Source organism: Pseudomonas sp. MWU12-2029 (assembly GCF_023242425.1).
In the GTDB taxonomy this organism is placed as follows: domain Bacteria; phylum Pseudomonadota; class Gammaproteobacteria; order Pseudomonadales; family Pseudomonadaceae; genus Aquipseudomonas; species Aquipseudomonas kribbensis.
Window position 1 is genome coordinate 156271 of sequence record NZ_JALJDY010000009.1, and the last position, 26481, is coordinate 182751.

The following is a 26481-nucleotide window of genomic DNA, read 5'->3' on the forward strand; positions in this document are numbered from 1 at the left end:
CTCACGTACCCCGTGGTTTGGCCCGGGCAGTGGCTTCGGCCACCAGCGGATCATCCGGCCAATAATGCTTCGGATACCGCCCCTTCAAATCCTTCTTCACCTCGGCATAGGTGCTGCGCCAGAAGTTGGCCAGATCCTGCGTCACCTGCACCGGCCGCCGCGCGGGCGACAGCAGGTGCAGCTTGACCACTTGCCGGCCGCCGGCAATGCGCGGCGTGTCGGCCAGGCCGAACAACTCCTGCAAACGCACGGCGAGAATCGGTGGTTGCTCGCTGTAGTCGAGTCGAATCGACGAGCCCGACGGCACGCTCAGGTGATGCGGTGCCTGCTCATCGAGTTGTTGCGGTAGCGGCCATGGCAGCAGATTGCGCACGATGCTCGACAGGTCGAGGTTGGCGAAATGGCTGAGGCGCGAGACCTTGCCCAGATAAGGCATCAGCCAGTCTTCGAGGGTTTTCAGCAGTGTAGCGTCGCTGACATCCGGCCATTGGCTGTCACCCTTGGCGTCCAGATCGAGCTGGCGCAACAAGGCGACTCGCGCCTGCCACTGGCGCAGCTCCGGGGTCCACGGCAGCAGTTCCAGACCTTTGCGTCGCACCAGATTGACCAGTGCCTGACTGCGGGCGTTTTCGTCGAGACCGGTCAGCGGTTCGCGGCTGAGGATCAGTTCGCCGACCTTGCGTTGACGCTCGGCCCGCAGCACGCCTTCCCGCTCGTCCCAATCCAGTTGATCGACGTTGTGCACCTGTTCGGCCAGCACCGAATCGAACAGCGCCGGATCGAAATCCGCCGCCAGATAAATCCGCTCTTCGCGCTGACCTTGGCGGCTGCCGAGGTCGGCGATGACGATCCACGGTTCCTTCATCAGGCTGTCGGCTTCGGCGAACAACGCCGCTCGGCCATTGGCCAGACGATATTCGGCACCACCGGCACGCCGCTGCTGGGCGACGCGATCCGGGTAGGCCAGTGCCAGCAGAGCACCGAGCCAGCGCGGGTGATCCGGATCGGCAACTGGTTCGCTGGCCTTGCCGCGCAGGTAGCCGCGATATTGCCGCGCCAGTTGCCGGGCGCGCTGCACGCCGCCCTGAGCGCCCCGGGCCGCGCGCTCTTCGCCGGACAGCAGCACCAGACGACTGTGCAGATCCGCCCCGGCGCCACGCAAAATATCCCGTTCGCCGAGCAACGCGGCAACGTCGCACGCCATGGTCGCCAGACCCAACGCCTGACCGCGCAACAGCAAATGAGCAATGCGCGGGTGCGCCGGCAATTCGGCCATGGCCTGACCGTGACGATTCAGGCTTTCACCGTCCAGCGCACCGAGGCGCTGCAACAAGTCTTGAGCCTGTGCATAAGCGGCCGCTGGCGGCACGTCCAGCCAGATCAGATCACTCGGCGCCACGCCCCAGCGTCCGAGTTGCAGAGCGAGTCCGGCGAGATCCGCCGAGAGGATTTCCGCGCTGCCATAGGCCGCCAGTTGTTCGTGCTGATCCTGCGACCACAGGCGATAACACACGCCCGGCTCCAGACGCCCGGCCCGACCCGCGCGCTGGGTGGCGCTGGCTTTGGAGATCCGTTGAGTGTCGAGGCGGGTCATGCCGCTGCCCGGATCGAAACGCGGCACCCGCGCCAGCCCGGCGTCGATCACCACGCGCACGCCGTTGATGGTCAGGCTGGTCTCGGCGATGTTGGTGGCCAGCACCACTTTGCGCTGGCCTGCCGGGGCCGGGTCGATGGCGGCGCGCTGAGCATTCAGGTCGAGTTCGCCGTGCAACGGGCAGAGCAACACGTCGCTGCGCTCACCGATGGCATCCGCCAGTTGCTGATGCACACGGCGGATTTCCGCTTGCCCCGGCAGAAACACCAACAGGCTGCCGGTTTCATCGTGCAGCGCTTCGAGCACCGTTTGCGTGACGCGCTGATCGATGTATTCGCCGGGCTGGAACGGCCGGCCCCAGCGCATCGTCACCGGGAACATCCGGCCCTCGCTGCGCAGGATCGGCGCATCGTCGAGCAAACCGGCCAGACGTTCGCCTTCGAGGGTGGCGGACATCAGCAGAATCTTCAGCGGCTGTTCAGCTCGAAACAGTTCGCGACCTTTCAGACTGAGGGCCAGCGCCAGATCGGCGTCGAGACTGCGTTCGTGGAATTCGTCGAAGATCAGCAGGCCCACGCCTTCCAGCGCCGGATCGTCCTGCAAACGCCGGGTGAGGATGCCTTCGGTGACCACTTCGATGCGCGTATTGGGGCCGACCTTGCTGTCGAGGCGAATGCGATAACCGACGGTTTCACCGACCTTCTCGCCCAGCTCGCTGGCCAGCCGTTCCGCTGCTGCGCGCGCCGCCAGCCGACGGGGCTCGAGCATGAGAATGGTCTGCCCGTTCAGCCATGCTTCATTGAGCAGGGCCAAAGGCACGCGGGTGGTCTTACCGGCGCCGGGCGGTGCTTCGAGCACGGCTTCGTGGCGTGTCGCGAGGGCTTCACGCAGGGCGGGTAAAACTTCATCGATTGGCAACGAATTCATACTGGCTCCAAAACAGAGCCGCGAGTATAACGGCGAACTGCCAGGCGTTCGTCAGGGTCTTAACTTCACACGATAACGCTTCGTTAACAGATGACTCAGGAGATTCCCATGCGCTTACCTTTTCGCCTGATCGGCGGTGTACTGGTTGCCACCCTGCTCACTCAGATCACCGCGTGCGGTTCGATTTTCTACCCCGACCGGCGCGGCCAGATCGACGGCAAGATCGACCCGGCGATTGCCGTGCTCGATGCCGTGGGCCTGCTGTTCTATATCCTTCCCGGCGTAATCGCGTTTGCCGTGGACTTCACCACCGGCGCGATCTATTTCGAACCGGGCCGCACGGCGCAGGTCGATCCGGTCAAGCTCAAACAAGCCGTCGGCCCGGATGGCCAGGTCGATAACCTCAAGTTGCAGGCTATTCTCGAAACAGAACTGGGCCGCAACCTGCCTCTAGATGACCCACGGCTGATCCAGCACAAGGGCAGCACCCAGCAACTGGCGATGTTCGGCCTGCAACCTGCCGCATAAGGAATCAACGCACCCATGACCTCCAGCCCCGAACACGCCCGCCTGCTGCGGCTGGCGACCCGCGCCTCGGTGGCGGTGGCCTGTACGCTGATCATCGCCAAAGCCATCGCCTGGTGGCTGAGCGGTTCGGTGAGCATGCTCGCCGGCCTCACCGACTCGGCCCTCGATGGCGTCACTTCGTTGCTCAACTTGCTGGCGGTGCACTACGCGCTGCGCCCGGCGGATGACGATCACCGCTATGGTCACGGCAAGGCCGAATCCCTGGCGGGCATGGCGCAGGCGCTGTTCATTGGCGGCAGTGCGGTGCTGATTGCGTTTCAGGCTTATGAACGCATTCAGCAACCGGAACCGCTCGGCGCGCCCTGGATCAGCATCGGCGTGATCGTGTTTTCCCTGCTGCTGACAGCGGCGCTGCTGATGCTGCAGCATCGGGTGATCAAGCAGACCGGCTCCAACGCCGTTCGCGCGGACTCGCTGCATTACCGTTCGGACATGTTGCTCAACGGCAGCATCCTGATCGCCCTGATCCTGGCGGGTCTGGGCTTTCATCAACTGGATGCGTGGTTCGGTCTGGGGATTGCCGTGTACATCCTGTGGAGCGCGATCCAGATTGCACGGGAGAGTTTTTCGGTGTTGATGGATGAAGAGCTGCCGGTGGATGTCAGTCAGCACATGCTTGAACTGGCCTGCGGTGTGCCGGGTGTGCTGGGCGCACATGATCTGCGCACGCGGATCTCGGGTAATCACTGGTTCGTGCAGTTGCACCTGGAATTGCCGGGAGAACTGACGCTGTCAGTCGCCCACGGCATCAGCGATCAAGCGGCCGATGCGATCCACGCTGCCTACCCGCGGGCCGAAGTGCTGGTGCACGCCGACCCGCAGGAAGTAGTGAAAGCCGCCCGGGCTCAGTAGTTGACCTGATAACCGCGGCTGCTCAGGCAATTGCCCTGGGCCTGACGGTAGGCCTGCACCACTTCGGGTGCGGGCTGGTAGGTCGCGGTACGCGGATCGAAACCGCTTTGCTGCACCGCGTATTGATAGCACTGGTAGCCGTCCTGCTGGACCTGCTCCGGCGACTGGCCGTTGGCGGGATAGGCTTCCACGTCATAACCGTTGTTTGTCGGTTGCGGAGGCTGCTGTACTGGCGGCTCGACCACCACGTAATCCTGGGTCGCTTCCTGATAGGCGTAGTACGAGCCTGCCGCCAGGAACAACAGCGAACCGCCGATCCACACTTCACGGGCGTAATCCGGCAGGTACTGGATACGGATGCCCCGTGGCGGCTGAACCACGACATATCGCGGACCTTGCGGGCGATACCAGTAGCCGCCGGAGAAGAAATAATCCTGGCCACGATACGGAACGCGGAAGTCACGATCCGGGAAGCGGTCGATCACATGGCCCGGCCGGTACTGCGGGCCGGGGCCCCAACCGTTGCCATGCCCGTCGGGGCGACCTGGCCAGCGACGGTCATCGGGTCGGTTGCCGGTCTGCCAGTTCTGGTGGTAGCCATTCTGCGGACGCTCGTCGCGGTAGTAGCCCTGACGCGGTTCCTGGGTCTGGCGCACGGTGTCGGGGCGCGGCTGGATCGGCAGGCTGTTGGCCGGCAGTTGTGGTGGCGGTGGCGGCTGGCGGACCGGATTGGGATTGTAGGCCGGACGGTTCTGGTCGTGGTTCTGCCACTGCCCATTGTTGTGCTGCTGACCGTTGTGCTCGAACTGGCGGCTGTTGTCGCCGCGAATGATCTCGTTGTTCTGCGGCCGCGGCTGATTCTGCTGCGGCTGGTTTTGTGGACGTGGCTGGTTGTTGCCTTCACGGCCTTCGTTGTGGCCCTGATGTTCCCGCTCGCGACCGCCACCTTCGGGGCCGCGATTCTGCGGCTCATCGGCCAGCGCCTGGGCGCAGACACTCACACACAGCAAACCTACACTGGCCAGACGCCAGATACGCGACTTCATGAAATTCCTCACTGCGGGCCGGACCCTGTAATTAAGTAGGGCTTGTAGCTAAGACCGGGAAGGGGCACACCGGGTTCTGCAACAGGTTATCAGTCACGCCATTTATTTATTGAGCGAACGAGGTCAAATCGCGGGCAAGAAAAAAGGGAGACCCGTCGGCCTCCCTTCTAGAGAACTTCGTCCTGGCTCGACGCTTTTGACGTCGGCTCACCTCACGCCGTCTTCTGGACAGTGTGCAGCTCGGGGGCCGGCACGTCCCCGGTGGGGGCGGCGGCCGCGGCGGGCCTGATTGGGCGGGCCGCAGTGGACTGTGTTACCGAGCAGTGATTCTGGTGATAAGAATAGGCCTGAGGCCGCGACAGATGATTGCGAAGATTGCTCAATTAAACACCACTTGCGCAATTTTTAACCCTGGATAGATAATCCGCCGCAATAGTTAGAACCAAGGACCGATTGATGAGCAAACTCGACCGTTACGACCTGAGCATTTTGGCGGAATTGCAGCGCGACGCCCGCATCTCCAACCAGGAACTGGCCGAGCGCATCGGTCTGTCGCCCTCCCCGTGCTCACGCCGGGTCAAGCAACTGGAGGACGACGGCTACATCTCGCGCCAGGTGGCCCTGCTGGACCGCAAGATGCTCGGCCTGAGCCTGACCGCTTACGTGCTGATCGGCATGGACCGGCACACGCCGGAACGTTTCGAGAACTTCGAAGCGGCGATCCGCACCTTGCCGCAGGTGCTTGAGTGCAGCCTGGTGACCGGGGTGGATGCCGACTATCAACTGAAGGTCGTGGTGCCGGACATGGATCACTATCAGAAGCTGCTGCTGGGGCACCTGACCCGGATCGAAGGCGTGACCAGCGTGCGCTCGAGCTTTGTGCTGAATCAGGTGCTCAACAGCACCGAATTGCCGCTGACTCATCTGCGTAGCTGAAATCGACGAATGACTGCGGCACACCGACGCAGGTCAATGCTGCGTCGTTCGCCGCTGGCGTATACTCCCGGCCGCCCTTTCAGCCGCACAGCGCCGGAGATGCCCGATGGATCCAGCAGTATTTGAAGAGTGGATGATGACCGGTCTGGTCAGCATCCTGATCATTTTCATGGGTTTCATCGTCTGGGATCTGGCGAAGAAGTCCAAGGCCGGGCGCTTCGGCTCGTTCATTCTGTTCTTCGTGCTGGGTCTGGGTGTGGCCGCGTTCATCATCAAGAGTGTGGTGATCGGCCTGATCGAATCCGGTGCCTTATAAGCGCGCCGGCACTTCTTTCCACTGGCCCTGATCGAGCCCTTCGATCGTCCAGTCACCAATCCTGACCCGCACCAGCCGCAACGTCGGCAATCCTACCGCCGCCGTCATTCGCCGCACCTGACGGTTGCGCCCTTCGCGAATCACCAGCTCCAGCCAGGTTGTCGGAATGGTCGCGCGAAAGCGTACCGGCGGATTGCGCGGCCACAGTTCAGGCTCATCCAGTTGCCGCGCTTCGGCGGGCAAGGTCATGCCGTCATTCAGCTCGACACCGTCACGCAGGCGCTGCAACTGCTCGGCCGTCGGCACGCCTTCGACCTGCACCCAATAGGTTTTCGCCAGTTTGTGCTTGGGGTCGGCGATCCGCGCCTGCAACTGGCCGTCGTTGGTCAGCAGCAGCAAACCTTCGCTGTCACGATCCAGCCGCCCGGCCGGGTAGATGCCCGGAACGTCGATGTAATCCTTGAGCGTCGCCCGCCCTTCGCCGTCGCTGAACTGCGTCAGCACATCGAACGGTTTGTTGAACAGGATCAGCTTCGGCTCGGCCGGTGGCGCCTTGGCGACGCGGCGCGGGGCTGAAGAAACTGGCTTCGCGCCGGGGCGGCGGGAAGGTGGACGTTGGGGACGGGACATGGACAAAACAACATCTAACGGTCGGGGCTGACAATGCTAGTGCCCCGACCGCCAAATGACCACGACTAACCGTTAGCGGAACGGCGGTTCGTCGAAGCTGCGCAGTTTGCGCGAGTGCAGCGAGTTGAGCTCGGTGCGCAGCAGATCCACCGCTTCGATACCGATCTTCAAGTGCTGGCTGACCGCGCGCTCGTAGAACGCGTTGGCCGAACCCGGCAGCTTGATTTCACTGTGCAGCGGTTTGTCCGAAACACACAGCAACGTACCGTATGGCACCCGCAGGCGATAACCCTGAGCGGCGATGGTGCCGCTTTCCATATCCACTGCCACGGCGCGGGACAGGTTGATCAGCGGTCGCTCCTGGGCCCAGCGCAATTCCCAGTTACGGTCGTCATAAGTCAGCACGGTGCCGGTGCGCAGGCGCTTCTTCAGCTCTTCGCCCTTCTCGCCGGTGATGTTGGCCGCCGCTTGCTGCAGCGCCAGTTGTACTTCGGCCAGGGCCGGGATCGGAATGTTCGGCGGCACCACCCGGTCGAGAATCCCGTCGCGACGCATGTAAGCGTGAGCCAGCACATAGTCGCCGATGGTCTGCGACTGACGCAGGCCACCGCAGTGACCGATCATCAGCCAGCAATGCGGACGCAGCACGGCCAGGTGATCGGTGATGTTCTTGGCGTTGGACGGGCCAACCCCGATGTTCACCAGGGTCACGCCGTGGCCATCGCTGGCGATCAGGTGATAGGCCGGCATCTGGTAGCGGTGCCAGACCACACCGGCCGCAATCGCCGAGGCTTCGCCGTGATCCATGCCCTTTTCGATGATCACGTTGCCCGGCAACACCATGCGCACGAAGCGCGGGTCGCGGCGCAATTGCTCCAGACCGTGAACGATGAACTGGTCGACATAACGATGGTAGTTGGTCAGCAAAATCCACGGCTGCACATGGCGCCAGTCGCTGCCGGTGTAGTGCACCAGACGACGCAGCGAGAAGTCGACGCGGGCCGCATCGAACAGCGCCAGCGGCAGCGGATCGGTGTTTTCCCAGTCATAGAGACCGTCGGCGATGCCATCGGTGGCGGCGGACAGGTCGGTGCTCGGGAACACCCGCGCCAGCACGGCGGCAGTGACGCCGGAGCCGGCCAGTTCATCGCCCTGCTCGACTACGTACGGGTACGGAATGTTCTGCTCGCTGACACCGACTTCCACGGTCACTGTGAAGTCATGCATCAGCGGGGTGAGCTGTTCCAGCAGGTATTTGCGAAACGCCGCCGGGTGGGTGACGGTCACGCTGTAGGTGCCCGGCAACTGCACCTTGGCGTAGGCGCGGGTGGTCTGCGGGACTTCGCCCTGGCAGTGGTAGGTCAGACGCAGTTCGGGATAACGGAACAGGGCACGTTGCTCGGCGTCGGGCTCGACGCGATCCTTGAGATAACGCTTGAGCGCCGAGTTCAGCGCCGTGGTGGCCCGCTCATGCAGCTCGGCCAGACGATCCACGGCTTGTTCGGCGGTTTGAACGACAATAAACGCTTCGGTCACGATCAGCTTCCTGTGTTCTGACTTGCAGAGCTTCATCTTGCCTGCATCGTGGCTTCACGGAAACAGTGGCGTTGTGGCTATTCATCAATCTGACAGGTATAGGCGATCCCTGTGGGAGCGGGCTTGCCCGCGAAGGCGTCAGCACAGCCAACATTGATGTTGAATGTACCGGCTCCGTCGCGAGCAAGCCTGCTCCAACAGGGTGTTTTAGAAACCTTACGGCGTCGAGCGGGCAACGATGGCTTCGACATCCAGCCCACGGGGCAACGCGCCGTAGACCCGACCGCCGTTACTCAGGCGACTGGCGATAAAGGCATCGCTGACCGCCGAATTCCCGGCCTCCAGCAACAGCTTCGCTTGCAACCCCAGAGCGATGTCTTCGGTCAGTTGCCGCGCACGGTATTGAATGTCGCTGGTGTCCTTGAACGACGCCTGCAACTGCTGGATATGCGCTGCAAGACGTTTGTCGCCATGGCCGTCGCCCAGTTCGTTGAACAGCACATCCAGCACACCCGGCTCTTTCGACAGTGCGCGCAACACATCGAGGCATTGCACGTTGCCGGAACCTTCCCACGTCGAGTTCACCGGAGCTTCGCGGTACAGGCGCGGCAAGATGCTGTCTTCGACATACCCGGCGCCGCCCATGCATTCGGCGGCTTCGTTGATCATTCCCGGCGCACGTTTGCAGATCCAGTATTTGCCCACCGCCGTCACCAGGCGTGCGAATTGCGCTTCATGGCGATCATTCAGATGATCCAGTGCCTTGCCCATGCGCAGGCTCAACGCCAGCGCGGCTTCGCTTTCCAGCGCCAGATCGGCCAGCACGTTCTGCATCAGCGGTTGTTCGCTGAGCAGTTTGCCGCCGACCTTGCGGTGGGCGCAGTGATGGCTGGCCTGGGTCAGCGCCTGACGCATCAGCGAGCTGGAACCGACCATGCAATCGAAGCGGGTCATCGCCACCATTTCGATGATGGTCGGCACGCCTCGCCCTTCCTCACCGACCATCCACGCCAGCGCACCACGGAACTCCACTTCGCTGGAGGCGTTGGACTGGTTGCCGAGTTTGTTTTTCAGACGCTGGATGTAGAACTGATTGCGCGTGTCGTCCGGGCGATGGCGCGGCAGCAGGAAACAGGTCAGGCCCTTGTCGGTCTGTGCCAGCGTGAGGAACGCATCGCACATCGGCGCCGAGCAGAACCACTTGTGGCCCACCAGCTCATAAGCCTGGCCCGGGCCGCTGGCGCCGACCGGATAAGCCTTGGTGGTGTTGGCCCGCACGTCGGTGCCGCCCTGTTTCTCGGTCATCGCCATGCCAATGGTCACGCCCGCCTTGTGGGCCATGCCGACATTGCGCGGGTCGTATTCGGTGGCGAGGATTTTCGGTAACCATTGCTCGGCCAGATCCGGCTGCAAACGCATCGCGGGGACACTGGCGAAGGTCATGGTCAAAGGGCAACCGCTGCCGGCCTCGGCCTGGCTGTGCAGATAACTCATGGAGGCGCGAGCCACATGGGCGCCATCCTGTGGATGGGCCCAGGGCAACGACGTCAGGCCATGTTCGATGGCCGTGCGCATCAACTCGTGATACGCCGGATGAAACTCCACCAGATCGATGCGATGACCGTAGCGGTCATGGCTGGCAAATACCGGTTTGTTCTGGTTGGCGAGGAACCCGGCCTCCATCAACGGCCCGCCGGCCAATGCGCCGTAGGCATCGATCCGCGATTCGGCCCAGCCGGCGCCGAACCGCCGCGACCACTCCTGCAGCGGCAGGTCGATGCGGTACAGATTGGTGCCGTCCAGCGACGGTGGCTGGTTGGTCACTTCGTGGGTTTCGGCGAACTGATGCAGGTTCATGATGGGGCTCCTTGATCGGCCAGAGCTTCAGTTAAGCACCGCCCCCGGACCGATCAAAGTGTCATATCGGCCTAAATACCGGCGCTTTCACCCTATCAGCAACTCAATACCCGCCGCTGCATCGCGACCTGCAAGTCTTCGAATTTCACCGGTTTGCTCAGGTAATCGATCGAGCCGGCGGAGGCGCAATGCTCTCGATCCGCCCCCAACGCGATCACGAACACCGGCAGGTTGGCACAGCCCGGCAGGTCGTGGATCTGGCAACACAGCGACGCACCATCGAGCGGCGGCAACTGGCAATCGATCAGCACCGCATCGAACGGCTCGCGCTGCAAATATTCGAGCGCCGCGGCACCATGGTCGGCAGTGCGCACGCGGAAACCGAGCTTGAGCAACATCCCGCGCATCACCAATTGATTGACGCTGTTGTCGTCCACCAGCAAAACGGTGCAGTCCTGCGGTGCGCGTATGGCATCGCGAACAGGCGTCGGCGCGGCTTCGACGGCCGGCAATTCAAACTCGACGTCCAGCTGGAAACGGCTGCCGCGTCCCGGCTCGGAGCGGTGGGTCAACTTGCCGCCAAGCAGTTCCACCAGTTGTCGGCAGATCGCCAGACCGACGCCCAGACCGCCGTACTCACGGGTCATTGAACCGTCGAGCTGGAAGAAGCGCTGATACAGCGTGGCTTCGCCCAGATCGGTAAAACCGATGCCGGTGTCGATGACCGCAAACGACAGCGCCAGGCGATTGTCCGTCGACGGTTTGCCGGTGACCCGTAGGGCGAGACCGCCGACGCGGGTGAACTTGATCGCGTTGTCCAGCAGGCATTCCAGGCATTGCGCGAGTTTGGCGCTGTCGCCATGCAGGCGATCCGGCAGGGTCGGCAGCACGTCGACCTTGAAGTCCAGCGACTTGCTCGACGCATTGCCGTCGAACTGCACGCGCAGCGCCTCGACCACCGCCCGCAGACTGAAACTGCCCGGCGTCGCCTTGAGCTTGCCGGCCTGCAATTCGGTCAGGGTCAGGATGCCGTTGACCATGCGCATCATGTCCCGGGCCGAACCGGCGGCGGTCTGCTGGTATTGCTCCAGTTCCGGATCCAGTTCGACGGTCTGCATCAGCTCGAGCGAACCGATCACCCCGTTCATCGGCGTGCGCAGTTCGTGGGTCAGGGTCGCGAGGAACTCGTCCTTGAGCTTGTTGCTGTGGGCCAGTTGCTGGTTGAGCACTTCGAGTTTCTGGCCGGCATCGAACAGCGTCTGCGCCTGTTGTTCACGCATCGCGTTGATGCGGTCGGCCAGCGCCAGCGACAGCAGCGCCACTTCGATGGCCGAGCCGATCTGGCTGGCGTACATGGTCAGGAATACGTTCGGCAGCAAGCCCAGAACCATCATCGTGTTGACGATCCCGCCGAGCAGAAACGCCGACCAGGCGATGATGAAGTAGCGCGCCACCCGCAGGCCGCGCCACCAGGCGAGGATCCCGGCGGCGAAGATCACCACGGTGAAAGTCAGCGCCAGGGTTGTCGCCAGGCGCAAGGCCAGGGCGTAACTGGTCATCAGCGACAGACCGATTACCAGCGCGCCGAAAACGATCAGGGCGATCAACAGACGGTCGAGCCAGCGACTGTGGTTTTTGGTCTGCAAGAAGCTGCGGGCGAACTGGCTGCCGAACAGTCCCGCGCAACCAATGAAAAACGGCGTGGCGGCGTTGGCCCACCATGGATTGTCCGGCCAGAAATACTCGACCGCCGCGCCATTCACTGACAGCTGGTACAGGCCGAACGACGCGATATAGAAGATGTAATAGAGGTAACTGGTGTCGCGCACGCTGAGGTAGATGAACAGGTTGTAGACCAGCATCCCCAGCAGCACGCCATAAATCAGGCCCAGCACATACAGGCGCACCGGCTGGTCTTCGAGGTACGCAGTGCTCGACCACAACGTCACCGGTGCCTGGATCGAGCCTTCGCTGGACAGTCGCAAATAGACGGTCTGTTGCTGGCCAGGCTTGAACGTGAGGTTGAACAGGTAGTTGTTCTGTCGAATCTCGCGACTGGCGAACGGCAGCGCGTCCCCGGTCTGGCGCACCAGCCGATAGTCGCCGGCGGCGTCGGGCAGATACAGATCGAGGTGATCGAGCGGTGGGTAGGCCAGCTCCAACAACCAGGTACGCTGCGCCGCCGGATTGCTCGGACGGTAATGCAGGTCGATCTTCAGCCAGAACGCCGAGCGCGAGTAACCGGCATTGAGTGTGGCTTTATCGTGTTTTTTGAATTGTCCGGCAGCGGCCTGCGCGCGGACGTCGGCAATGCTCGCCTGACCGCTCGGGTCTTCGAACACTTGCAGGGATCGACCCAGGGGGAGGCTCTGGGTGAACTCGTCGAACTCGACGGCGTTTGCCAGGAGGGGCAAACAGAACAGCAACATCAACAAATAGCGCATTGAAGCCCCAGCGTGGCTTGTCCGGTTGTGTCAGGAAGCCCCCCATTCCCTTTGAGATGACGTAAAACCGGTATTACCTGTTATTGGTTTGGATCCACTCTAGCATAGCCGTTGATGGCCATTAAGCACCATGGAAATTTTTCTGACAAAGGCTCTAGAACGGGCGTTTCAGAGCAAAACGCCGAGCTAGAGCTGTTGGCTTGGTCAGATTGTTACAACCCTTGCGGATCCGGTTATCGAGGTTATCGGCCAAGCGCTGCGCCACAACACCCGAAAAACAGGTTTGGTGGTAAGCTCGCGCACCATGAATATCTACAGCTCACGCCCCGTTGTCCTCTGTCTCTCCGGCCACGACCCCAGTGGTGGCGCCGGCTTGCAGGCAGATATCGAAGCCCTGCTCGCTCAGGGTTGCCATGCGGCTCCGGCCGTCACCGCCCTGACCGTGCAAGACACTGTCAACGTCACTGATTTTCGCGTCCTCGACCGTGAGTGGGTACTGGCCCAGGCCAATGCCGTGCTCAACGATTCCGAAGTCGCGGCAGTGAAACTGGGCATGCTCGGTTCCCTGGAAATGGTCGACACCGTTGTCGAACTGCTCCAGGCGCACCCGCACTTGCCAGTGGTCTGCGACCCGGTGCTCCGCGCCGGCGGTGGCGGACGCCTGGGCAAGGACGAAGTCGGCTACGCCATGCGCGAACGCCTGCTGCCGCTGTCGATCATCGCCACCCCCAACCTTCCCGAAGCCCGGATCCTCGCCGAACTGCCAGAAGGCACCGCGGACGAGTGTGCTGAAAAACTGTTGCCGTTCATCAAGAACCTGCTGATCACCGGCGGTCACGGCGACGAAACCGAAATCCACAATCGCCTGTACAGCCGTGATGGCCTGCGCGAAACCTTCAAGTGCCAGCGCCTGCCGGGAAGCTATCACGGCTCCGGCTGCACCCTGGCCAGCACCCTCGCCGGTCGACTGGCACAGGGCGAAAACCTGGCCAGCGCCGTGCGTACTGCGCTGGATTACACCTGGCGCACCCTGCGCGATGCCGAACAACTGGGCAAAGGCCAGTTCGTGCCGCGTCGCCTGCCGCTGGATTTCTGCTCGTAACGTCGTGAGGTCTGCCTGATGAAACTACGTGGCCTGTACGCCATTACCGACGGTCCATTGCTGGCCGGCAAGTTTCTGCCGTACGTGGAGGCGGCGCTGGAAGGCGGCGTCACCCTGCTGCAATACCGCGACAAGAGCAGCGACGAAGCCCGGCGCCTGCGTGAGGCCGAGGCCTTGCGTGATCTGTGCGAGCGCTACAAGACGCAACTGATCATCAACGATGACGCCGAACTGGCCGCACGCCTGAACGTCGGCGTACACCTGGGCCAGACCGACGGCCCGCTGTCGCCGACCCGCGCCCTGCTCGGCTCGAAAGCGATCATCGGATCGACCTGCCACGCCCAGCTCGAACTGGCCGAACAGGCCGCCAAAGAAGGCGCGAGCTACGTCGCCTTCGGCCGTTTCTTCAATTCCAATACCAAACCTGGTGCGCCGACCTGCAGCCTCGATCTGCTCGACGAAGCCAAACGCGCCTTGCACCTGCCGATCTGCGCGATCGGCGGCATCACCCTCGACAACGCCGCGCCGCTGGTGGCCCACGGTGTCGATCTGCTGGCCGTGGTCCATGGCCTGTTCGGCGCCGACAGCACCGCCGAAGTGACCCGCCGCGCCCGCGCATTCAACGAATTACTAAAAGTCTGAGAGCCCGATCATGTCTCGTTCCGAAACCCTGTTTGCCAACGCCCAGAAACACATTCCCGGTGGCGTGAACTCGCCGGTTCGCGCGTTCAAGAGCGTCGGCGGCACGCCGCTGTTCTTCAAGCACGCCGAAGGCGCCTACGTCACCGACGAAGACAACAAGCGTTATGTGGATTACGTCGGTTCCTGGGGCCCGATGATTCTCGGCCACAGCCACCCGGACGTGCTGGACGCTGTGCGTAACCAGTTGCAACACGGCCTGTCCTACGGCGCGCCGACCGCGATGGAAACCGAGATGGCCGATCTGGTCTGCTCGCTGGTGCCGTCGATGGAAATGGTGCGCATGGTCAGCTCCGGCACCGAAGCGACCATGAGCGCAATCCGTCTGGCCCGTGGCTTCACCGGCCGTGACAGCATCATCAAGTTCGAAGGCTGCTACCACGGTCACTCCGACAGTCTGCTGGTCAAGGCCGGTTCCGGGGCACTGACCCAGGGCGTGCCAAGTTCGGCCGGCGTACCGGCGGCGTTCGCCAAACACACCCTGACCCTGCCGTTCAACGACATCGACGCGGTTGAAAAAATGCTCGCCGAAGTCGGCCAGGACGTCGCGTGCATCATCGTCGAGCCGGTGGCCGGCAACATGAACTGCGTGCCGCCGGCGCCGGGTTTCCTCGAAGGCCTGCGCAGCCTGTGTGACAAGCACGGCGTGGTGCTGATTTTCGACGAAGTGATGACCGGTTTCCGTGTGGCCCTCGGCGGCGCCCAGGCTTACTACGGCGTGACTCCGGATCTGACCACTTTCGGCAAGATCATCGGCGGCGGCATGCCGGTCGGCTGTTTCGGCGGCAAGCGTTCGATCATGGAGCGCATCGCACCGCTGGGCCCGGTCTATCAGGCAGGCACCCTGTCGGGCAACCCGCTGGCGATGGCCGCCGGCCTGACTACCCTGCGCCTGATCAGCCGTCCGGATTTCCACGCCGAGTTGACCGACTACACCACTCGCCTGCTCGACGGCCTGCAGCAGCGCGCTGACGCGGCGGGAATTCCGTTCGTGACCACCCAGGCCGGCGGCATGTTCGGTCTGTACTTCAGCGGCGCTGACGACATTGTTACTTTCGAAGACGTGATGGCCAGCGATGCGGCGCTGTTCGGTCGTTTCTTCCACCTGATGCTCGAAGGTGGCGTGTACCTGGCACCGAGCGCGTTCGAAGCCGGTTTCACCTCGATCGCCCACGGCGAAGCCGAACTGAAACTGACCCTCGACGCCGCCGAGCGCGCGTTCGCCAAATTGAAGTAATGGCTTGATCGCTGACGTTGGCCATTGCCAGCGTCAGCTTTCACCTACATTCCAGCGTTTTCTCCGACGCTTCTGCCAAAAATCTCCCGCAAACCGGGTGATATATTCCCCACACAGCAGAAAATCGAGTAAAGACTTTGTAAGGTGGCCCCTGCTTATTTCATAATGCGCGCTTATTGGATCCCTCGACGGGTCCGCGCGCCCTTCAGAGGTAAGTCGATTCCCATGAACCGCACCGGCCGCACCCTTGCCTTGGGCTGCCTGTTGCTCCTTCAGCCGCTGCTCGCACATGCACAAGCAGGCGGCAACTCGTTGTTGATCCCGGCGATGGGTCGCTGCACCCTCAATACTCAGCCGCAAGATGTCACGCAGGCCCTCGCCGCCTGCCAAAAGGCAGCGGATGAAGGGGATGCGCAAGCGCAATACGAGTTGGGTGAGTTCTACTACGACGGCAAGAATGCGCCGCGCGACCTCAATCAAGCCCTGAGCTATTTCGAGAAGGCCTCGCTGCAAGGCCACGCCCAGGCGCAATTCAAGCTCGGCACCATGTTCTTCCACGGCGAGGGCGTGCAGGCCAACAACATTCAGGCCTACATCGTGCTGAAGATGGCCGCGGTCAACGGCGCCGAAGACGCGCTCGACACCGCCGACGAAGTCTCCGAAAAGATGTCCCGCGAAGACCTGGAAACCGCAACCCAGGTGCTCGGGCAAATTTTCCGTAAATACCTGATGGAACTGCAGAGCGCCGACGGGCGTACGCCGTTCTCGCCCCTGCCGTAGCTCCTGTCGTAGGTCCTTTTCCCGCCCCGCTTACTTCTCGGGCATCGGTACCGGGAACGGCATCACATTGCCAACACCGCCACGGGCTTCGCTGATTTTCGGCGTGCCGAGGCGTTCCACTTCGTCGATGCGCACGATCGAATGCATCGGCACAAAGCTGCGCACCACGCCTTCGAACTGTGCCTTGAGCTTCTCTTCGCTCGGGTCGACGACCACCTGGGTGCGCTCGCCAAAGACGAACTCTTCCACTTCCAGAAAGCCCCACAGATCACTTTGATAGATCTGCTTGGCGTACATTTCGAACACCTGGCCCTGGTTGAGGAAAATCACCTTGTAGATTGGAGCTTCGCGTTTGGTCATGGCGGGCGGACAACACATCGGGGTAAAAATGAGGGCGCGAACTATAGCATAGCCACTGGACGCGCAACGGTAGGAACCTGGGGACATGTTCCCTATAATGCGCGGTTCTTTGAACCACGTGACGACCCTATTCCATGGCCAAGAAGCTTTACATCGAAACCCACGGTTGCCAGATGAACGAGTACGACAGCTCGCGCATGGTCGATCTGCTGGGCGAACACCAGGCCCTGGAAGTCACCGCGCGGGCAGAAGACGCCGACGTGATCCTGCTCAACACCTGTTCGATCCGCGAACGCGCCCAGGACCGGGTGTATTCCCAGCTCGGCCGCTGGCGCGAACTGAAACTGGCCAACCCGGACATGGTGATCGCCGTCGGCGGTTGCGTGGCCAGCCAGGAAGGCGCGGCGATCCGTGATCGCGCCCCGTACGTTGACGTGGTGTTCGGTCCGCAGACCCTGCACCGCCTGCCGGAAATGATCGACGCCGCGCGCATCAGCAAGCTGCCGCAAGTGGACGTCTCGTTCCCGGAAATCGAAAAGTTCGACCACCTGCCGGAGCCGCGCATCGACGGCCCGAGCGCCTACGTGTCGGTGATGGAAGGCTGCAGCAAGTACTGCACGTTCTGCGTGGTGCCTTATACCCGTGGCGAAGAGGTCAGCCGGCCGTTCGACGACGTGATTGCCGAGATCATCCACCTGGCCGAGAACGGCGTGCGTGAAGTGACCCTGCTGGGGCAAAACGTAAACGGCTATCGCGGGCTGACCCACGACGGTCGCCTGGCGGATCTGGCCGAACTGATCCGCGTCGTCGCGGCGGTCGACGGCATCGACCGCATCCGCTACACCACGTCGCATCCGCTGGAATTCTCCGACAGCCTGATCCAGGCCCACGCCGAAGTGCCGGAACTGGTCAAGCATCTGCACTTGCCGGTGCAGTCGGGTTCGGACCGGATCCTGGCGGCGATGAAGCGCAACCACACGGCGCTGGAGTACAAATCCAAGCTGCGCAAACTGCGCGCTGCCGTACCGGGCATCTGCATCAGCTCGGACTTCATCGTCGGCTTCCCGGGCGAAACCGAGAAAGATTTCGAACAGACCATGAAGCTGATTGCCGATGTCGGTTTCGACTTTTCCTACTCGTTCGTCTACAGCCAGCGCCCGGGCACTCCGGCGGCCGATCTGGCCGACGACACCCCGGAAGAACTGAAGAAAGAACGTCTGAACGCCTTGCAGCACCGATTGAACCAGCAAGGGTTCGAGATCAGCCGACAAATGGTCGGTTCGGTCCAGCGGATTCTGGTGACCGACTATTCGAAGAAAGACCCGGGCGAGCTGCAAGGGCGCACCGAAAATAATCGTATCGTCAACTTCCGCTGCGATAATCCGACCCTGATCGGCCAGTTCGCCGACGTGCACATCGATGCGGCACAACCGCACTCGCTGCGCGGCTCGCTGATCCAGTAACACCGCAAGGAGACCGCGCCAGAGGGCTGAATCGGTGCCAGGCTTTTTAAGAGCTTTCGCACCCACGCCACTGGCGTTATCCTTGATTTCATCCCAATTGCCCCAGGGCGGCTAAATACGACCTTGAACGCACCCATAGAACCTCATCGTTTCATCCTCGAGCCTTTTGAGGCTCGCCGCTTCGCCAATCTGTGCGGGCAGTTCGACGAACACCTGCGCCTGATCGAACAGCGCCTGGCCATCGAGATCCGCAACCGCGGCAATCAGTTCGAGCTGATCGGCGAACCCAAGCACACCACTTCCGCGGAAAACCTGATTCGCCGCCTGTACCGGGAAACCAAGGGTTCAGAGCTGTCGCCGGATACGGTTCACCTGTTCCTCCAGGAATCGGCCGTCGAGCAACTGGACAACCACGCCCCCGCTGAAGCCTCCGTCGCCCTGCGCACCAAGAAAGGCATGATTCGCCCACGCGGCTTGAATCAGTTGCGCTACGTGAAGGAAATCCTCGGCAACGACATCAACTTCGGCATCGGCCCGGCCGGTACCGGCAAGACCTATCTGGCCGTGGCCTGCGCCGTGGATGCGCTGGAACGCGAGCAGATCCGCCGCATCCTGCTGGTGCGTCCGGCGGTCGAAGCGGGCGAGAAACTCGGCTTCCTGCCCGGCGACCTCTCGCAAAAGATCGACCCGTACCTGCGCCCGCTCTACGACGCACTCTATGAAATGCTCGGCTTCGAATACGTGGCCAAGCTGATCGAACGTCAGGTAATCGAAGTCGCACCGCTGGCCTACATGCGCGGTCGTACGCTGAACAACAGTTTCATCATTCTCGACGAAAGCCAGAACACCACCGTCGAGCAGATGAAGATGTTCCTGACCCGGATCGGTTTCGGCTCCACAGCCGTGATCACCGGCGACATCACGCAGGTCGACCTGCCGCGTGGCACCAAATCCGGACTTCATCATGTCATCGAAGTCCTGAAGGATGTGCCGGGTATCAGCTTCACTCACTTCCAGCCTAAAGACGTGGTGCGCCACCCGCTGGTGCAACGCATCGTCGAAGCCTACGAGCGCTTCGAAACGCGTTTGGCCGATGAAGCGCCAAAGGACACTCGCCACGATGCTTGAGCTTGACCTGCAAATCGCGACCGAAGCGTCTGCGCCGACCGAAGCCGAGTTCCGCCAATGGTGCGAACTGGCCCTGCGCCAGCGCACCGCCGATTCGGAAATGACCATTCGTCTGGTCGACGAGGACGAAGGCCGCGAACTGAATCACACCTGGCGCCACAAGGATTACGCGACCAACGTCCTGTCCTTTCCCGCCGAAGTGCCCGACGAGTTTCTCGACATCCCGCTGCTGGGCGATCTGGTGATCTGCGTGGCCGTGGTTGAGCGCGAAGCGGCCGAACAGGGCAAGGAACTGAAGGCCCACTGGGCACATCTGGTCATTCACGGCTGCTTGCATCTACTTGGTTACGACCATATAGATGACGAGGAAGCCGAGGAAATGGAAGCACTGGAACGCGACTTGCTTGCCGAATTGGGTTATCCCGATCCGTACTCGGACGACGAAACCGAAACATCCCCTATCGTTACAACAAAGGATTCAGAGTAATCGCTATGAGCGAAGATCGATCGAGCAACGGGCAGAAGTCCTGGCTGGGTAAACTGACCCAGGCTTTTGCCCACGAGCCGAAGAACCGCCAGGAGCTGCTGGAGCTGCTGCGCGATGCACATCAGAACAAACTGCTGGACAGCGAAGCGCTGGCCATCGTCGAAGGCGCCATCCAGGTGGCTGACCTGCAGGTTCGCGACATCATGGTGCCGCGCTCGCAGATGATCAGCATCAAGGCGACCCAGACACCCCGCGAATTTCTCCCTGCCGTGGTCGACTCGGCCCACTCGCGCTACCCGGTCATCGGCGAAAGCCATGACGACGTGATGGGCGTGCTGCTGGCCAAGGATCTGCTGCCGCTGATCCTCAAGGAGAACGGCGACAGCTTCAACATCAAGGACCTGCTGCGCCCGGCCACCTTCGTGCCGGAGTCCAAGCGTCTGAACGTGTTGCTGCGCGAGTTCCGCGCCAACCACAACCACATGGCCATCGTCATCGACGAATACGGCGGCGTGGCGGGTCTGGTGACCATCGAAGACGTGCTCGAGCAAATCGTCGGCGACATCGAAGACGAGCACGACGTCGAAGAAGACAGCTACATCAAGCCGCTGCCCAGCGGTGATTTCCTGATCAAGGCCCTGACGCCGATCGAAAACTTCAACGAGTTCTTCGACAGCGAATTCTCCGACGACGAGTTCGACACCGTCGGCGGGCTAGTGATGAGCGCGTTCGGGCACTTGCCAAAACGCAACGAAATCACTGAAATCGGCGCCTATCGTTTCCGCATCCTGAACGCCGACAGCCGTCGGATTCATCTGCTGCGACTCACGCCAATCGCCCGGTAAATTTAAGGACTGAAATGCGCTGGACAACCCGCCCCGGCTGGCCCGGTAACCTGCTGGCCGTGGCGGCCGGTGCAATCACCACCTTCGCGCTGGCACCGTTCGATCTCTGGCCGCTGGCCCTGCTGGCGGTCGGCCTGTTCTATGCCGGCCTGCGCGAGCTGAGCCCGCGCCAGGCCCTGGGTCGCGGCTGGTGCTTCGGTTTCGGCCTGTTCGGCGCCGGCACCAGCTGGATCTATTACAGCATCCACCATTTCGGCGGCGCTTCGGTGCTGCTGGCCGGGTTCCTGATGCTGATTTTCACCGCGGCCATTGCCTGGTTCTTCGCCCTGCCCGCGTGGCTGTGGGCGCGCTGGCTGCGCCGCAACGAAGCGCCACTGGCCGATGCCCTGGCCTTCGCGGCATTGTGGGTTGGCCAGGAAGCGTTTCGCGGCTGGTTCCTCACCGGTTTCCCGTGGCTGTATTCCGGTTACAGCCAGCTCGATGGCCCGCTGGCCGGGCTCGCGCCGGTGGGCGGCATGTGGCTGGTGTCGTTCGTCCTGGCGCTGACCGCCGCGCTGATCTACAACACACCACGCCTGTTGCAGACTGGCCGTAAAGGTTTTATCGCTGCCGGGCTGGTGTTGCTGGTTGGCCCATGGGCAGCAGGCATTGCCTTGAAAGGCCACGCCTGGACCAGCCCGTCCGGCGCACCGCTGACCGTTGCCGCCATTCAAGGCAACGTCGAGCAAAGCATGAAATGGGACCCGGCGCAGCTCAACGCGCAACTGGCGTTGTACCGTGACCTGAGTTTCCGCTCCAAGCCAGTGGACCTTTTGATCTGGCCGGAAACCGCCGTCCCGGTGCTCAAGGAGTCCGCCGAGGGCTACCTGAACATGATGGGCACCTTCGCCGCCGAGCGTAAATCGGCGCTGATCACGGGTGTGCCGATCCGCCAGACGGTGCGTCACGAAAAACGCTTCTTCAACGGCATCACAGTGGTCGGCGAAGGCGACGGCACGTATCTGAAACAGAAACTGGTGCCATTCGGCGAATACGTACCGTTGCAGGATCTGCTGCGCGGGCTGATCGCGTTCTTCGATCTGCCGATGTCCGACTTCGCCCGCGGTCCTGCGGATCAGCCGCTGTTGCAGGCCAAGGGTTATCAGATTGCGCCGTTCATCTGCTACGAAGTGGTGTACCCGGAGTTCGCAGCAAGTCTGGCCGCACACAGCGATCTGCTGCTGACCATCAGCAACGACACCTGGTTCGGCACCTCCATCGGCCCGCTGCAACACCTGCAGATGGCACAGATGCGCGCTCTTGAAGCCGGGCGCTGGATGATCCGCGCCACCAACAATGGCGTGACCGGCCTGATCAACCCGTTCGGGCAGATCACCGAACGCATTCCGCAGTTCGAACAAGGCGTGCTGTACGGCGAAGTGGTGCCGATGCACAACCTGACGCCGTATCTGCAGTGGCGCTCGTGGCCGCTGATCATCCTGTGCGTGGTGCTGTTTGGCTGGGCGCTGATGACCAACCGGATGTCCAAGACCCTCTGACCATTGAAGGGCTTCCGCGCCTTGCGCGGAAGCCCTCAGTCTCCGCTGTCGCCTGCTCGGTAGAACAACGAATAGCCGATCTGCCCCACCGCCTCGTTCAGCAACTGTCCGCTCTGCCAGATCGACTTGAACTCCGGCATCCAGCCGCCGAACGGCCGGGCATTGTCGGTGCCCAGGAAACCGACCGGTGCCGGCACCACTTCGAATCCAGCCTGTTGATAACTCCACACCGCCCTCGGCATGTGCCAGGCCTGGGTCACCAGCACGATGCGTTTGACGCCTTCCGGCAGCAGCATCTTGGCGCTGAAGGCAGCGTTTTCCCACGTGGTGCGGCTCTCCCCTTCCTGCCAGCGCACCGTCACACCGAAATCATCGCGCAACGAATCGGCCATCAACTTGGCTTCGGTCGGCGGCGTACCGTAATGCAGGCCACCGCTGGTCAGAATCGGCAACCCAGAGGCCTTGGCCAGACGCGCCGCATAACGCTGTCGCTCAAGCCCGACGCCCGTCGGTTGATCCTCACCCCAGGCCAGATCTCCGCGCTCGCGACCCGAGCCCAGCACCACAATCGCATCAGCGCGTTGCGCAAGGCTTGTCCATGAATCCCGGGCCAGCGGCGGCTCGCGCTCCAGGGCCTTGGCGCCCCATTGCACGACCACCGGCAGGCTCATCAGCAGGAAGCCGCCAAAACCCAGAACGAAGCACAGCCCGGCCAGTCGCGGCCGCGAACGTCGCAACCACCAGGCGACGAGCAACAGCAGCAAGAGAAGGCCGGGCGGCAACAGAAGTTGTTTAATGAAATAACGAAAAGGCATCGGGCATCTCCAGAGATGCCCGAAGCCTAAGTGGGTTGATACGACGCGACAACCAGTAGGGTCGGATCCCGTTGAAAAAGATCCGCTTTTTGACCTGCCATGCGTTTACTTGGCCTGCAGAGTGCGCACTTTTACGGTCTCTCTGCCCGGTGCCTTGTCCTTGAGCCAGATGACCTTGGCCGATTGGGCTGCATCGAGTTGCTTCACTGCCTGTGACAGGTATCCGTGGGTTTCACGCTCACTGCGATCCAGATAAGCCTTGACCAGATTGAACTCGGCGGGGCTCAAGCCACGCAATTCCAGCTCCAGGGGGCGCTCGTCGCGCAGCCGTCCAGCGGTTTTTGCCGCGTCCAGGGCCATTCCCAGACGATCGATCAACCGCTCGTACAACTCGGGTTTGGTTATGTTTCTTTGCTGTGACTCCACCATCCCTCACCTCATTGAAGATAAGACTCACTCCCCAGTTAGAGCTTAGCTTCGCTGCATAAACCGGCTGCACGCCGCGACCAACGGCCCTCGCCGCGATTTCAACGGGTCAAACGGCTGCAATCAGGGTTTCCCTAGGCCAAGCGCGGTCATGTATGCTACGGCGCTTCCTGTAACTCCACTTCCAGCCCGTCCGGCCCGCTCCGGATGTCGCATTGAAGAGGATTAGGCCACCCCTATCCAGTACAAAAGTAGCCATGCACGAACAATATCAGCCCCGTGAAATCGAAGCCGCCGCCCAGTCGTTCTGGGACGAGCAAAAGTCCTTTGAAGTCAGTGAACAGCCAGGCAAGGAGACTTACTACTGCCTGTCGATGTTCCCTTACCCCAGCGGCAAGCTACACATGGGGCACGTGCGCAACTACACCATCGGCGACGTGATCTCCCGCTACCAGCGCATGCTCGGCAAGAACGTCCTGCAACCGATGGGTTGGGACGCCTTCGGCATGCCGGCGGAAAACGCCGCGATGAAGAACAACGTGGCCCCGGCCAAGTGGACCTACGAAAACATCGCCTACATGAAATCCCAGCTGCGCAGCCTGGGCCTCGCGGTGGACTGGTCCCGCGAAGTCACCACCTGCAAGCCGGATTACTACCGCTGGGAGCAGTGGCTGTTCACCCGTCTGTTCGAAAAAGGCGTGATCTACCGCAAGAACGGTACCGTGAACTGGGACCCGATCGACCAGACCGTTCTGGCCAACGAACAGGTGATCGACGGTCGCGGCTGGCGCTCCGGCGCGCTGATCGAAAAGCGCGAAATCCCGATGTACTACTTCAAGATCACCGCCTACGCGGATGAGCTGCTGGAGAGTCTCGACGAACTGACCGGCTGGCCGGAACAGGTCAAGACCATGCAGCGCAACTGGATCGGCAAGTCCCGCGGGATGGAAGTGCAGTTCCCGTACAACGTCGATTCGATCGGCGAAAGCGGCACCCTGAAGGTCTTCACCACCCGTCCGGACACCCTGATGGGTGCAACCTATGTTGCGGTGGCCGCCGAACACCACCTGGCCGCTCTCGCCGCCAAGAACAACCCTGAGCTGCAAGCGTTCATCGCCGAATGCAAGGGCGGCAGCGTCGCCGAAGCCGACGTTGCCACTCAAGAGAAGAAAGGCCTGCCGACCGGCCTGTTCGTCGAGCACCCGCTGACCGGCGAAAAACTGCCGGTGTGGGTCGCCAACTACGTGTTGATGCACTACGGCGACGGCGCAGTGATGGCTGTGCCGGCTCACGACGAGCGCGATTTCGAGTTCGCCCACAAATACAACCTGCCAGTCAAATCCGTGGTTCGCACCAGTTCCGGTGAAACCAACCCGGCTCCGTGGCAGGACGCCTACGGCGAGCACGGCACGCTGATCAATTCCGGCGAGTTCGACGGCCTGGACTTCGCAGGCGCGTTCGACGCCATGGAAGTCGCCCTGATCAAGAAAGAGCTGGGCGCCTCGCGCACCCAGTTCCGCCTGCGCGACTGGGGCATCAGCCGTCAGCGCTACTGGGGCTGCCCGATCCCGATCATCCACTGCGATGCCTGCGGTGACGTGCCGGTGCCGGAAGACCAATTGCCGGTCGTACTGCCGGAAGACGTGGTGCCGGACGGCGCCGGTTCGCCGCTGGCGCGCATGCCCGAGTTCTACGAGTGCACCTGCCCGAAATGCGGCCAGCCTGCCAAGCGTGAAACCGACACCATGGACACCTTCGTCGAGTCGTCCTGGTACTACGCCCGTTACGCCTCGCCGCACTTCGAAGGCGGCCTGGTGGAAAAATCCGCAGCCGACCACTGGTTGCCGGTGGATCAATACATCGGCGGTATCGAACACGCCATTCTTCACCTGCTCTACGCGCGCTTCTTCCACAAGCTGATGCGCGACGAAGGCCTGGTGAGCTCCAACGAGCCGTTCAAGAACCTGCTGACCCAGGGCATGGTGGTCGCCGAGACCTACTATCGTCGTGAAGCCAACGGTGCCTACACCTGGTTCAACCCGGCGGACGTGGAACTCGAGCGCGACAACAAGGCCAAGGTCATCAGTGCCAAACTGAAATCCGACGGCCTGCCGGTGGAAATCGGCGGCACCGAGAAGATGGCCAAGTCGAAGAACAACGGCGTCGACCCGCAATCGATGATCGATCAGTTCGGCGCCGACACCTGCCGTCTGTTCATGATGTTCGCTTCGCCACCTGACATGAGTGCTGAGTGGTCCGACTCCGGCGTGGAAGGCTCGCATCGCTTCCTCAAGCGCGTCTGGCGTCTGGCTCAGGCCCACGTGACTCAGGGCCTGCCGGGCAAACTGGACATCGCCGGCCTGAATGACGAGCAGAAAGTCGTTCGTCGTGCGATCCACCAGGCGATCAAGCAGGCCAGCCATGACGTCGGCCAGAACCACAAATTCAACACCGCCATCGCCCAGGTGATGACGCTGATGAACGTGCTGGAAAAAGCCGCCCAGGCCACCGAGCAGGACCGTGCGCTGATCCACGAAGGCCTGGAAGCCGTGACCCTGCTGCTGGCCCCGATCACGCCGCACATCAGCCATGAACTGTGGAATCGCCTGGGACATGCTGATCCGGTGATCGACGCCGGCTGGCCGGTGCTGGACGAAAGCGCGCTGGTGCAGGACAGCCTGACCCTGGTCATCCAGGTCAACGGCAAACTGCGCGGCCAGATCGAAATGCCGGCTGCCGCGACCCGTGAAGAAGTCGAAGCCGCCGCCCGTGCCAACGAAAACGTGCTGCGCTTCGTCGATGGCCTGACTATTCGCAAAGTGATCGTAGTGCCCGGGAAACTGGTCAATATCGTCGCCGGCTAATTGGATCGGAC

23 protein-coding genes are annotated in these 26481 nt (G+C 62.1%); 14 read left to right on the plus strand and 9 right to left on the minus strand.

The window, feature by feature from the left end:
• Position 1: 1 nt before the first annotated feature.
• Positions 2-2521 carry an ATP-dependent helicase HrpB gene (gene hrpB, locus M5B44_RS22085; protein WP_248740494.1) on the minus strand — a complete coding sequence of 840 codons (2520 nt, stop codon included), beginning with the start codon at positions 2519-2521 and terminating at the stop codon, positions 2-4.
• Positions 2522-2629: 108 nt separating this feature from the next.
• On the opposite strand from hrpB, the gene M5B44_RS22090 reads away from it, so the two are divergent.
• Together M5B44_RS22090 and M5B44_RS22095 are read left to right on the plus strand one after the other, a co-directional pair.
• Positions 2630-3049, plus strand: a complete 420-nt coding sequence (locus tag M5B44_RS22090) for a polyribonucleotide nucleotidyltransferase (protein ID WP_248740495.1) — start codon at positions 2630-2632, stop codon at positions 3047-3049.
• Between the two features lie 15 nt (positions 3050-3064).
• On the plus strand, positions 3065-3961 hold the full coding sequence (locus M5B44_RS22095) for a cation diffusion facilitator family transporter (protein ID WP_085712262.1): 897 nt from the start codon (positions 3065-3067) through the stop codon (positions 3959-3961).
• Here M5B44_RS22095 and M5B44_RS22100 read toward each other — a convergent pair.
• A complete protein-coding gene (locus M5B44_RS22100) occupies positions 3955-5007 on the minus strand; it encodes a DUF6515 family protein (protein ID WP_248740496.1) in 1053 nt (350 codons plus the stop codon). The genes M5B44_RS22095 and M5B44_RS22100 overlap by 7 nt on opposite strands.
• A gap of 456 nt (positions 5008-5463) precedes the next feature.
• Between M5B44_RS22100 and M5B44_RS22105 the strand changes: the two genes are divergently transcribed.
• Together M5B44_RS22105 and M5B44_RS22110 are read left to right on the plus strand one after the other, a co-directional pair.
• Positions 5464-5943, plus strand: coding sequence for an Lrp/AsnC family transcriptional regulator (locus M5B44_RS22105; RefSeq protein WP_007909658.1), 480 nt, complete (start codon positions 5464-5466; stop codon positions 5941-5943).
• A gap of 106 nt (positions 5944-6049) precedes the next feature.
• On the plus strand, positions 6050-6259 hold the full coding sequence (locus tag M5B44_RS22110; RefSeq protein WP_003228500.1) for a DUF2788 domain-containing protein: 210 nt from the start codon (positions 6050-6052) through the stop codon (positions 6257-6259).
• Here M5B44_RS22110 and M5B44_RS22115 read toward each other — a convergent pair.
• The 4 genes from M5B44_RS22115 to M5B44_RS22130 all read right to left on the minus strand — a co-directional run bounded on the left by M5B44_RS22115 (position 6254) and on the right by M5B44_RS22130 (position 12726).
• On the minus strand, positions 6254-6889 hold the full coding sequence (locus M5B44_RS22115; protein WP_248740497.1) for a pseudouridine synthase: 636 nt from the start codon (positions 6887-6889) through the stop codon (positions 6254-6256). The two genes, M5B44_RS22110 and M5B44_RS22115, sit on opposite strands and share 6 nt — an antisense overlap.
• A 72-nt stretch (positions 6890-6961) precedes the next feature.
• The gene (amn, locus tag M5B44_RS22120) at positions 6962-8461 is read right to left on the minus strand and encodes an AMP nucleosidase (protein ID WP_162130486.1); all 1500 of its coding nucleotides are present in this window, start codon (positions 8459-8461) and stop codon (positions 6962-6964) included.
• A gap of 180 nt (positions 8462-8641) precedes the next feature.
• Positions 8642-10282 (minus strand): acyl-CoA dehydrogenase family protein, encoded by a 1641-nt coding sequence (locus tag M5B44_RS22125; RefSeq protein ID WP_248740498.1) that lies wholly within the window; start codon positions 10280-10282, stop codon positions 8642-8644.
• Between the two features lie 95 nt (positions 10283-10377).
• Positions 10378-12726: a hybrid sensor histidine kinase/response regulator gene (locus M5B44_RS22130; protein ID WP_248740499.1), complete on the minus strand. Its 2349-nt coding sequence runs from the start codon at positions 12724-12726 to the stop codon at positions 10378-10380.
• Between the two features lie 304 nt (positions 12727-13030).
• On the opposite strand from M5B44_RS22130, the gene M5B44_RS22135 reads away from it, so the two are divergent.
• The 4 genes from M5B44_RS22135 to M5B44_RS22150 all read left to right on the plus strand — a co-directional run bounded on the left by M5B44_RS22135 (position 13031) and on the right by M5B44_RS22150 (position 16544).
• On the plus strand, positions 13031-13828 hold the full coding sequence (locus tag M5B44_RS22135; protein WP_085712267.1) for a hydroxymethylpyrimidine/phosphomethylpyrimidine kinase: 798 nt from the start codon (positions 13031-13033) through the stop codon (positions 13826-13828).
• An 18-nt stretch (positions 13829-13846) separates the two neighbouring features.
• Entirely contained in the window at positions 13847-14470 is a 624-nt protein-coding gene (gene thiE, locus M5B44_RS22140) for a thiamine phosphate synthase (protein ID WP_248740500.1), read from the plus strand.
• A 10-nt stretch (positions 14471-14480) separates the two neighbouring features.
• A complete protein-coding gene (hemL, locus tag M5B44_RS22145; RefSeq protein ID WP_248740501.1) occupies positions 14481-15764 on the plus strand; it encodes a glutamate-1-semialdehyde 2,1-aminomutase in 1284 nt (427 codons plus the stop codon).
• Between the two features lie 225 nt (positions 15765-15989).
• Positions 15990-16544, plus strand: coding sequence for a tetratricopeptide repeat protein (locus M5B44_RS22150; protein ID WP_003228518.1), 555 nt, complete (start codon positions 15990-15992; stop codon positions 16542-16544).
• 30 nt (positions 16545-16574) lie between these two features.
• Here M5B44_RS22150 and M5B44_RS22155 read toward each other — a convergent pair whose 3' ends face one another.
• Entirely contained in the window at positions 16575-16904 is a 330-nt protein-coding gene (locus tag M5B44_RS22155) for a DUF1820 family protein (RefSeq protein ID WP_007958692.1), read from the minus strand.
• A gap of 134 nt (positions 16905-17038) precedes the next feature.
• On the opposite strand from M5B44_RS22155, the gene miaB reads away from it, so the two are divergent.
• The 5 genes from miaB to lnt all read left to right on the plus strand — a co-directional run bounded on the left by miaB (position 17039) and on the right by lnt (position 22365).
• The gene (gene miaB / locus M5B44_RS22160) at positions 17039-18367 is read left to right on the plus strand and encodes a tRNA (N6-isopentenyl adenosine(37)-C2)-methylthiotransferase MiaB (protein WP_011336083.1); all 1329 of its coding nucleotides are present in this window, start codon (positions 17039-17041) and stop codon (positions 18365-18367) included.
• A gap of 123 nt (positions 18368-18490) precedes the next feature.
• On the plus strand, positions 18491-19495 hold the full coding sequence (locus M5B44_RS22165; RefSeq protein WP_011336084.1) for a PhoH family protein: 1005 nt from the start codon (positions 18491-18493) through the stop codon (positions 19493-19495).
• Complete coding sequence (ybeY, locus tag M5B44_RS22170) at positions 19488-19982, plus strand: rRNA maturation RNase YbeY (RefSeq protein ID WP_248740502.1); 495 nt, start codon at positions 19488-19490, stop codon at positions 19980-19982. Before M5B44_RS22165 ends, ybeY begins: the two co-directional genes overlap by 8 nt.
• 5 nt (positions 19983-19987) lie before the next feature.
• On the plus strand, positions 19988-20827 hold the full coding sequence (locus M5B44_RS22175) for an HlyC/CorC family transporter (RefSeq protein WP_007909641.1): 840 nt from the start codon (positions 19988-19990) through the stop codon (positions 20825-20827).
• A gap of 14 nt (positions 20828-20841) precedes the next feature.
• Positions 20842-22365 carry an apolipoprotein N-acyltransferase gene (gene lnt / locus M5B44_RS22180; RefSeq protein ID WP_248740503.1) on the plus strand — a complete coding sequence of 508 codons (1524 nt, stop codon included), beginning with the start codon at positions 20842-20844 and terminating at the stop codon, positions 22363-22365.
• A 35-nt stretch (positions 22366-22400) separates the two neighbouring features.
• On the opposite strand, the gene M5B44_RS22185 is transcribed toward lnt, so the two are convergent.
• Together M5B44_RS22185 and M5B44_RS22190 are read right to left on the minus strand one after the other, a co-directional pair.
• Positions 22401-23180, minus strand: a complete 780-nt coding sequence (locus tag M5B44_RS22185; protein WP_248740504.1) for a YdcF family protein — start codon at positions 23178-23180, stop codon at positions 22401-22403.
• Between the two features lie 105 nt (positions 23181-23285).
• Positions 23286-23609, minus strand: a complete 324-nt coding sequence (locus tag M5B44_RS22190) for a hypothetical protein (RefSeq protein ID WP_248740505.1) — start codon at positions 23607-23609, stop codon at positions 23286-23288.
• Positions 23610-23863: 254 nt separating this feature from the next.
• Here M5B44_RS22190 and leuS point away from each other — a divergent pair, with 254 nt between their 5' ends.
• A complete protein-coding gene (gene leuS / locus M5B44_RS22195; RefSeq protein ID WP_248740506.1) occupies positions 23864-26470 on the plus strand; it encodes a leucine--tRNA ligase in 2607 nt (868 codons plus the stop codon).
• Positions 26471-26481: the final 11 nt, after the last annotated feature.